Source organism: Aeromonas bivalvium, from assembly GCF_000819765.1.
Lineage (GTDB): Bacteria > Pseudomonadota > Gammaproteobacteria > Enterobacterales > Aeromonadaceae > Aeromonas > Aeromonas bivalvium.
This window is the reverse complement of record NZ_CDBT01000004.1, coordinates 678-9,276: the sequence shown is the minus strand read 5'-3', so window position 1 is coordinate 9,276 and position 8,599 is coordinate 678. Positions and strand designations below refer to the sequence as shown.

Annotated in this window: 8 protein-coding genes; 3 read left to right on the top strand and 5 right to left on the bottom strand. The window is 65.3% G+C overall.

The features are described from left to right. The 4 genes from aroA to BN1119_RS00285 form a co-directional block, all read right to left on the bottom strand. Positions 1–962: 3-phosphoshikimate 1-carboxyvinyltransferase (gene aroA / locus BN1119_RS00300; protein WP_084205231.1), on the bottom strand; the 962-nt coding region annotated here is incomplete at its 3' end. 205 nt (positions 963–1,167) lie between these two features. Then, entirely contained in the window at positions 1,168–2,256 is a 1,089-nt protein-coding gene (serC, locus tag BN1119_RS00295; protein ID WP_041992189.1) for a 3-phosphoserine/phosphohydroxythreonine transaminase, read from the bottom strand. Positions 2,257–2,476: 220 nt separating this feature from the next. Beyond that, on the bottom strand, positions 2,477–3,397 hold the full coding sequence (locus BN1119_RS00290; protein ID WP_041992186.1) for an electron transfer flavoprotein subunit alpha/FixB family protein: 921 nt from the start codon (positions 3,395–3,397) through the stop codon (positions 2,477–2,479). Next, positions 3,394–4,146 (bottom strand): electron transfer flavoprotein subunit beta/FixA family protein, encoded by a 753-nt coding sequence (locus BN1119_RS00285; protein WP_041992183.1) that lies wholly within the window; start codon positions 4,144–4,146, stop codon positions 3,394–3,396. The genes BN1119_RS00290 and BN1119_RS00285 overlap by 4 nt, the downstream gene beginning before the upstream one ends. 144 nt (positions 4,147–4,290) lie before the next feature. Here BN1119_RS00285 and BN1119_RS00280 point away from each other — a divergent pair, with 144 nt between their 5' ends. From BN1119_RS00280 to BN1119_RS00270, 3 genes are all read left to right on the top strand, one after another. Continuing rightward, positions 4,291–5,928 carry an electron transfer flavoprotein-ubiquinone oxidoreductase gene (locus BN1119_RS00280; protein WP_041992180.1) on the top strand — a complete coding sequence of 546 codons (1,638 nt, stop codon included), beginning with the start codon at positions 4,291–4,293 and terminating at the stop codon, positions 5,926–5,928. 195 nt (positions 5,929–6,123) lie between these two features. Next, complete coding sequence (gene corA, locus BN1119_RS00275; RefSeq protein WP_041992177.1) at positions 6,124–7,071, top strand: magnesium/cobalt transporter CorA; 948 nt, start codon at positions 6,124–6,126, stop codon at positions 7,069–7,071. 155 nt (positions 7,072–7,226) lie between these two features. Further along, positions 7,227–7,700 carry a DUF2919 domain-containing protein gene (locus BN1119_RS00270; protein WP_041992174.1) on the top strand — a complete coding sequence of 158 codons (474 nt, stop codon included), beginning with the start codon at positions 7,227–7,229 and terminating at the stop codon, positions 7,698–7,700. Positions 7,701–7,771: 71 nt separating this feature from the next. On the opposite strand, the gene BN1119_RS00265 is transcribed toward BN1119_RS00270, so the two are convergent. Then, entirely contained in the window at positions 7,772–8,527 is a 756-nt protein-coding gene (locus BN1119_RS00265) for a hypothetical protein (protein WP_041992172.1), read from the bottom strand. Positions 8,528–8,599 lie beyond the last annotated feature (72 nt).

Sequence of the window (8,599 nt, the reverse complement as noted above, 5' to 3'; positions counted from 1 at the left end):
GTGGTGGCGATGGTCATGGCCGCATCCGGGATCTGGTTCATGTCCATGTCGATGCCGTGCAGGGGGGCCTGCTCGGCCTCGATGAAGTCGTCACCCCAGGTGATGCGGGCCCCCATCTTCTCCAGCACGTCGGCGAAGTGGATGTCGCCCTGGATGCTGTGCTTGCCGATCCCGGTCACCCGCACCTTGCCCTTGATGGCACCGGCGGCGAGGAAGTAGGAGGCGCTGGAGGCATCCCCCTCCACCAGGAAGTCACCCGGGCTGACATAGCTCTGGTTGCCCTTGATGTAGAAGGTCTGGTAGTTGTCGTGCTCTATCACCACGCCAAACTGCTTCATGATGTGCAGTGTGATGTCGATGTAGGGCTTGGAAACCAGCTCACCCTTGATGTGGATGCGGGTATCCCCGGCCGCCATGGGGGCCGCCATCAGGAAGGCGGTGAGGAACTGGCTGGAGACGGAGCCGTCGACGTGCACGTCGCCGCCCCACAGCCCCTTGGCATCGATGGCCAGCGGCGGGAAGCCGTCGCGCTTGAGGTATTGCACATGGGCACCGGCCTCGCGCAGGGCATCCACCAGATGGCCGATGGGGCGCTCTTCCATGCGCGGCTCGCCGGTCAGCATGTATTCGCCAGATCCCAGGCACAGGGCGGCGCACAGGGGGCGCATGGCGGTGCCGGCGTTGCCGAGAAACAGGGTGACAGGCTCAGCGACCGCGAAGCTGCGACCCAGCCCTTGCACCTCGCACACCGTCTTGTCGGCGGAGAGCTTGTACTTGACCCCGAGCTGGGTCAGCGCCGCCAGCATGTGGCGGATGTCATCGCTGTCGAGCAGGTTGGTGAGGCGGGTGGTGCCCCGCGCCAGCGCCGCCAGCAGCAGGGCCCGGTTAGACACGCTCTTGGAGCCGGGCAGATTGACCACCCCCTCGACCCGAGCAATAGGTTCCAAACGCAACGAATTCATAGCCTTCCTGTACCGATATCAAAAAACACCTGCCCGGACGTTAACAGCCAAGGGGAGCGAGGGCAAGGCTCTTGCTTGCCCCTCTCCTCGCCGGCCCGCAGGGAAGGTTCAAGGTGAGACGAGGCGGCGCCCCGAGCTGCGCCGCCCCATATGACTGGCCTGTGCCGCGCCCGGTGCGCGGCGGCAAGGGGCATGCCCCTCGCACTCAACCGTGCTGCTTGGCGAAGCGCTCCATGAAGCTCACCAGCGCCTCGACCCCGGCCAGGGGCATGGCGTTGTAGAGGCTTGCGCGCATGCCGCCGACGATGCGGTGTCCCTTGAGCGCCAGCAGACCGGCAGCCTCGGACTCGGCCAGGAACAGCTTGTCCAGACTGTCATCCTTGAGCTGGAACGGCACATTCATGCGCGAGCGGCAGGCCGTATCCACCTGGTTGGCGTAGAAGCTGGAGTCGTCAATGTAGCCGTAGAGCAGCTCGGCCTTGGCACGGTTGCGCGCCTCGATCTCCTCGAGTCCCCCCTGCTCGCGCAGCCACTCGAACACCAGACCGGCCAGGTACCAGGCGTAGGTGGGGGGGGTATTGAACATGGAGTCGTGCTTGGCGGTCAGGGCATAGTCAAACACCGCAGGCACGTCGCTCCTGGCCTGGGCCAGTAAGTCGTCCCGCACGATGGCGATGGCCAGGCCCGATGGACCTATATTCTTCTGGGCACCGGCATAGATGACGCCAAAACGGCTCACGTCCATCGGGCGCGAGAGGATGGTGGAGGAGAGATCCGCCACCAGGGGCACGTCCCCCGTGGCCGGGATGTCGAACATCTCTATGCCATCGATGGTTTCGTTCGGGCAGTAGTGCACATAGGCGGCATCGCTGCGAAACGCCGGGGTCGGCAGCAGCTGGCTCACCCCTTGCGCCGTCTTGACCACGCCGGCATGGGTCAGGATGTCGCCATATTTGTGGGCTTCGTCCACGGCGCTCTGGGCCCAGACCCCGGTCAGCAGATAATCCGCTTTCTTGTTGGCGCCTCCCAGCAGGTTCATGGGCACGGCGGAGAACTGGCCGCGGCCACCGCCGTGCATGAAGAGCACCTTGTAGTTGGCGGGAATGGCAAGCAGCGCGCGCAAGTCGGCCTCGGCTTTCTCGGCCACCGCCATAAAGGGTTTGCCACGGTGGGAAAGCTCCATGACAGAGGCACCCAATCCCTGGAAATTACAAAATTCGCGCTGAGCGCGCGCCATGACTTCGACCGGCAACATGGCTGGGCCGGCGCAGAAGTTGTAAACCTGTTTGCTCATGACACTTTCCGTGAGGTGGTAAAGAGTGGAAGACTTCCCCGTTTTTACACGAAACAGCGCCCCTTCGGCAAAGGCTTTTTGGGAGCTGGGTCAAGGTTTTGCGCCCCCTGCCCCGGGCCGGGTTGATGAAATGTCATGACGCTGCGCGCCACCGAGGAGCAAGGGGCCGGGCAAGGAGAGCCGAGGGGGCCCAGCTTGCCCGGCCAATATAGCCGGACGGCTAGATCTTGGCGGTCAGCTCGGGCAGCAGGGTGAACAGGTCCCCCACCAGGCCATAATCGGCAACCTGGAAGATGGGGGCCTCCCCATCCTTGTTGATGGCGACGATCACTTTGGACTCCTTCATGCCCGCCAGATGCTGGATGGCCCCCGAGATGCCGACGGCGATGTAGAGCTCGGGGGCGACCACCTTCCCGGTCTGACCCACCTGCAGATCGTTGCCGACGAATCCCGCATCCACGGCGGCCCGGGAGGCGCCGACCGCCCCCCCCAGCTTGTCCGCCAGGGCCTCGATCAGCGCGAACTGCGCTTTCGAGCCCAGGGCCCTGCCCCCGGAGACCACCACCCGGGCGTTGCCGAGCTCGGGACGGCTCGACACCACCGCCTGACGGGAGACGAGCCGGGTGCGCGCCGCTATGGCCAGGGGGGGCAGCGTCTCAATCGGCGCACTCTCGGCTCCCTGCTGCGCCGCGCCGAAGCTGCTGGCCCGCAGCGTCATCAGCTTGATGGGGGCGCGGCTCTGCACCCGGGCCAGGGCATTGCCCGCATAGATGGGGCGCACGAAGGTATCGGCTCCCTCGATGGCGGTCACCTCGGAGAGCATCTCCATCCCCAGGCGCGCCGCCACCCGGGGCAGCAGATCCTTGGCCGTGGTGCCCGCCGCCATCAGCACATGGTGATAATCCCGGGCCAGGGCCGCGAGGGGCTCGTCCAGGCCATCGCACCACGCCTCAGCCAGCTCAGCCAGCAGCACCCGCGATACCCCTTGCAGACGGGCCGCCTCCTCGGCGCCCTGGCCGGGATTCTGGCCAATCAGCAACAGGTGGATCTCTCCCCCCAGGAGGCTGGCAGCCCCCACCAGACGCGCCGTGCTGGCGATGAGGGGACCTTGTGTTTGCTGCGCAATGATCAGTGTGCTCATCCCAGTACCTTCGCCTCGTGCTTGAGTTTGTCCACCAGCTCGTCCACCGAGCCGACCCGGATGCCGGCGCGCCTTGGCGGCGGCGCCATGACCCCGAGCAGCCTGTGATGGTCGGCGGGTGCAATGGCCAGGGCCGAGAAGGGCTGGCTCTCCAGGGGCTTGCGCTTCGCCTTCATGATGTTGGGCAGGGAGGCAAACCGCGGCTCGTTCAGACGCAAGTCCACCGTCACCACGGCGGGCAGCCCCATGGCGAGGGTCTCCAGGCCGCCATCCACCTCCCGGGTCACCCGCAGCTCCTCCCCGTCAAGTGCGATGGCCGAGGCGAAGGTGGCCAGCGGCCAGTCACTGAGGGCCGCCAGCATCTGGCCGACCTGGTTGTTGTCGGAATCGATGGACTGCTTGCCCAGCAGCACCAGATCCGGCTGCTCCCGCTCGCAGATCCCTTGCAGCGCCCGGGCCACGGTCAGGGGCTCGAGCCGCTCGTCGGTGACATAATGCAGCGCCCGATCGGCCCCCAGGGCCAGTGCATGGCGCAGCTGCTCTGCCGCCGCCTCCGGTCCCAGGGTCACCACCACCAGCTCGCTCGCCACCCCGGCTTCGCGCAGCCGGACTCCCTGCTCCACCGCTATCTCGCAAAACGGGTTGATCCCCATCTTGACGTTGGCCAGCTCCACATCGGAGCCATCGCTCTTGACCCGGATCCTGACGTTGTAATCGACGACCCGTTTGACTGCTACCAGCAGCTTCATTCGAACACTCCTTATCCCGCGTTTCCTCGGGGAGGCGACAGGCACGCCCCCCATCAACTATTGCGTGCCGAGAGTTTACAGACAGGTTTACGTTTACGTAAACTAACACCAACTACCCTAGGCCAAGTCGAGAGCAGAGGCAAGATGGAACGAGAAGCAATGGAATACGATGTGGTCATCGTCGGTGGCGGGCCGGCCGGGCTCAGTGCCGCCATCGCCATCAAGCAGCGCGCCCCGGATTGCAGTGTCTGCCTGCTGGAAAAAGGCGCCGAGGTTGGCGCCCATCTCCTCTCCGGCGCCCTGCTCGATCCCCGCGCCCTCAAGGAGTTGTTGCCGGATCGCTGGCAAGAGGCACCGCTTGGCACCCAAGTTCAGGATGATCAGCTCTGGCTGCTGCGCAGTGCCGACGGCGCCAGCCGCCTGCCCCACTGGGCCCTGCCCCCCAGCATGAGCAACCAGGGCTGTCACATCATCAGTCTGGGCAACCTCTGTCGCTGGCTCGCCAGGGAAGCCGAATCCCTCGGAGTCGAGATCTACCCGGGATTCGTCGCCAGCGAGCTCATCGTGGAGGCCGGAGTGGTCAAGGGGGTGCTCACCGGGGATCTGGGGCTGGATCGGGCAGGCAACCCCAAGGGGGACCATGTGCCCGGCATGGCCCTGCTCGGCCGCTACACCCTGCTGGCGGAGGGGGCCCGTGGCCACCTCGGCAAGCAGGCGATCGCCCGTTTCGACCTGGCCAGCCACCTCCAGCCCCAGCACTATGCCATCGGCTTCAAGGAGTTGTGGCAGGTACCTGCGGGGCAATCCCATCCCGGGCGGGTGCTCCATGGCAGTGGCTGGCCCCTCGGCGGTCAGGATCAGAGCCATGGCGGCTTCTATCTCTATCATCAGGGGGACCAGCAGGTGTCGGTGGGACTCATCGTCGATCTCAATTACCAGAATCCCTGGCTCAGTCCGTTCGACGAATTTCAGCGCCTCAAGCAGCACCCCCTCATCGCCGCCACCCTACGCGGCGGCGAGCGCATCGGTTATGGTGCCCGCGCCATCACCAAGGGGGGCTGGCACTCCCTGCCGCGCATGGATTTTCCCGGGGGCCTGCTGCTCGGCTGCGACGCCGGCACCCTGGATTTCTCCCGCATCAAGGGGATACACGGCGCCATGAAGAGCGGTCTGCTGGCGGCCGAGACCCTGGCCCCCCATCTGGCTCCCGGGATGGCCGCTGGCCTGAGCCTTGCCCACTACCAGCAGGCTCTGGCCGCCAGCTGGCTCGGCCAGGATCTCAAGGGCGCCCGCAACTTCGGCGCCGCCCTGCACAGATTCGGCCCCCTGCTGGGGGGCGCCTTCAACTGGCTGGAGCAGCGCCTGCTGCGGGGGAGCGGCGGGTTCAGGCTGCTGGACAAGGAGGAAGACTACCGCGCCCTCAAGGCGGCCAATCGCTGCCAGCCCATCGACTATCCCAAGCCGGACGGGGTGCTCGGCTTTGACAGGCTCTCTTCCGTCTATCTGGCCAACACCCAGCACGACGAGGATCAGCCCTGCCACCTTCGGCTGCAGGACGCCAGCATCCCCATCCAGGTCAACCTGCCCACCTGGGCCGAACCCGCGGTGCGTTACTGTCCCGCCGGGGTGTTCGAGATAGTCGAGACCGAGCAGCGTCCCAGATTCCAGATAAACAGCGCCAACTGCATCCACTGTAAGACCTGCGACATCAAGGATCCCAGCCAGAATATCGTCTGGACGCCGCCCCAGGGGGGATCCGGTCCCAACTACCCCAACATGTGATCCGACCAGGGCGGTTTTTTGGACAAACAGGATGAATATCAGCTGAATAGGCCCTGACATTGACGGCGAGCGCCTGTATAGTTCGCCGCAGTCAGGTTGCCCATCGGCCCCGCTATGCTTCATACGATCCCCTTCTCGTGATCGACGCCGCATGAACCTGTTCAACCATCCCACCCAAGACTTTAAGGGGGACAGATGATCACCGCCTACATCCTCAACAACAAGGTGCTCGACATCGTCACGCTCGGGCCTGACGACATCCTGCCCGACAACACTGTCTGGCTCGATGCCTACAAGCCGGACGGCGCGGAGCGAGAATGGTTGACGGGGCTCTTTCTGGAAGAGGTCCCCGACAAGGAAGAGCTCGACGACATCGAGGCCTCCGCCCGTTTCTACTGGGACACGGATGGCCTGCACATCCACTCCCTGTTTCCCCAGCGCATCGGCCGTGACACCAAGGGGGTCCACGTCTCCTTCACCCTGCGCAACAACCTGCTGATCAGCATTCGCGAGGACGACATCGGCCTGGTGCGGCTGATGCGCCACTATATGCGCCAGGACAGGCTGGAGGTGGAAGATGCCCTGGATATCCTGCTGGAGGTGCAAAACCTCAAGGTCGAATACCTCTCCGATCTCATCGAAGATGGCTACAAGACCCTGGAGAACACCGCCGATCAGATCTTCGAGCCCGACCAGATCAACCCCATGCTCAAGGAGCTGATGGCCCAGGAAGAGGCCAACGGCCAGATCCGTCTCTCCCTGCACGATACCCGGCGTGCCTTGCGCTTCCTCAAGCGCAGCCTGCGCCAGAAGATGAGCAACGAGCAGAACAAGTGGATCGACGAGATGCTCCACGACGTGGAGTCCCTCCTGCCCCACACCCAGTTCCTGTTCGACAAGATCAACTTCCAGCTCGAGGCCGCCATGGGGGTGACCAACCTGGAGCAGAACAAGGTGATCAAGATCTTCTCGGTGGCCGCCGTCATCTTCCTGCCGCCGACCCTGATCGCCAGCATCTACGGCATGAACTTCGGTCGCATGCCCGAGCTGCAATGGGAATATGGCTACTCCATGTCTCTGGTACTCATGGTGATGTCATCCCTGGGCACCGGACTCTTCTTCAAGCGCAAGGGCTGGCTCTGACGCCAATCCCTTCATGAGCAGCGACAGGGGCCAGGGGCCCCTTCGTTTTTATCCGCCCTGCCAGGCCCCCAGACGGCCCGCTTTTTCACCCCCTCCTCTTGCAAGCCGGGCCGTCGTCCCCATATCAGCAACACCCTTGCTCGAACTGGCGTCCCATGACCCTCTATCCCGACCACCGCTACGATGACCATGGCCAGCTGCGCCCTCCCCTCTGGTTCTGGCCCATCGCCCTGCTGCTGACCCGCGCCGTCTGGCTGTTTCTGATGGCCGGCGCCACCCGCCAGGGGGGCAGCGAACTGCTGGCCCTGCTCTACCCCGAACGCTGGAGCCTCTATCTGAGCCTGCTCACCGACCTGCCCGCCCTGCTGGCCCTGCTCGCCTGTGGCGGCACCTTCGCCAGCCCGGATGGCTGGCGGGCGCGGCTGCGGCGCCTGAGCCCCCAGCTGCTGATCGTCTCCGCCCTCGGCGGCCTCGCCATGCAGATCCACGCGCTGATGAGCCTGGGCTGGCAATTCAGCTGGCTCAACGCCCTGGTGCTGATCGCCAGCCTGTGGAGCCTCTGGTATCTGCTAAGAAGCCGCCAGCTGAGAGAATATGCGGCGGACAGGCCCCATGGCCCGGATGCCTGACGCGGGTGGCCTTGCCCTGATCATGAAGGCTCTTTGCTTGGCGATCAGGCCATCCCCACCCTGACGAAACGTCAGTCGAGGGGGGTCACCCGGATGGCCAGGGTCTGCTGGCGCGCCTCCTCTGCAAGGCTCCCCCCCGGGGTGCGCCCCAGCCCCAGGGCTTGACTCTGCCGGCTGTCTGCCAGGGCCCCCACCTCAATCCACTGACCCGGGACGGCGTCCAGCTCGGTCACGCTCTGGCCATGCTCAGGCACACCCTGACCCAGGCTCGCCTGTTCGCTGGTGAGCTGGATCCGCACCCGCTCCCCCACCAGGGTGGCACTGGCATAGAGGCCGCTGATAATGGGCAGCAGGGCCGTCACCCTATCGCCACGCCAGCGATAGAAGCTGACGGGGCGATAGCTGCCCAGCTGCAGCAGCACGGGGCGCCCGGAGAGTCCGCGGATCTGCCAGGCCTGCTCTCCCTGCTCGCGCCCCTGGTCCAGGGCCACCCCCGCCCGCCAATCCCCATCACCACCTGACCTAGCCCCCAGGCTGGCCCCCCGGGTATCGCTGCCCTGGGACACCCGCCACTCGATGAGCAGCATGGCGGGCGGCTGATTGAGCCGTGCCACCAGCGCCTCGGCCTCCTGCAGCTGCTGCGCCGTGCCGCTCAGCACCAGCTGATTGCCCATGGCACTCACCCCCAGGGCCGGATAGAGATCCCGCAGGCTGCGCACCATGGCCTCGGCCTCGAAGACGGTGATCACCTTCACCTCGGCCAGTGCCGGACACGCCAGCAGCCCCAGCAGCAGACAGGCTGGCCCCATCCTAGGTTTGATTTTCATATGATGATCACCTCCCTCTCCTGTCCTCCCGCAAGGCTCAGCCCTGGCGGTCCGCTTTGCCAGCGGCGGGGG

Coding starts and splice junctions, on each gene's coding strand:
- serC (WP_041992189.1), bottom strand. CDS start 2,256: ATGAGCAAACAGGTTTACAACTTCTGCGCCGGCCCAGCCATGTTGCCG.
- corA (WP_041992177.1), top strand. CDS start 6,124: ATGATCACCGCCTACATCCTCAACAACAAGGTGCTCGACATCGTCACG.
- BN1119_RS00280 (WP_041992180.1), top strand. CDS start 4,291: ATGGAACGAGAAGCAATGGAATACGATGTGGTCATCGTCGGTGGCGGG.
- BN1119_RS00265 (WP_041992172.1), bottom strand. CDS start 8,527: ATGAAAATCAAACCTAGGATGGGGCCAGCCTGTCTGCTGCTGGGGCTG.
- BN1119_RS00270 (WP_041992174.1), top strand. CDS start 7,227: ATGACCCTCTATCCCGACCACCGCTACGATGACCATGGCCAGCTGCGC.
- BN1119_RS00290 (WP_041992186.1), bottom strand. CDS start 3,397: ATGAGCACACTGATCATTGCGCAGCAAACACAAGGTCCCCTCATCGCC.
- BN1119_RS00285 (WP_041992183.1), bottom strand. CDS start 4,146: ATGAAGCTGCTGGTAGCAGTCAAACGGGTCGTCGATTACAACGTCAGG.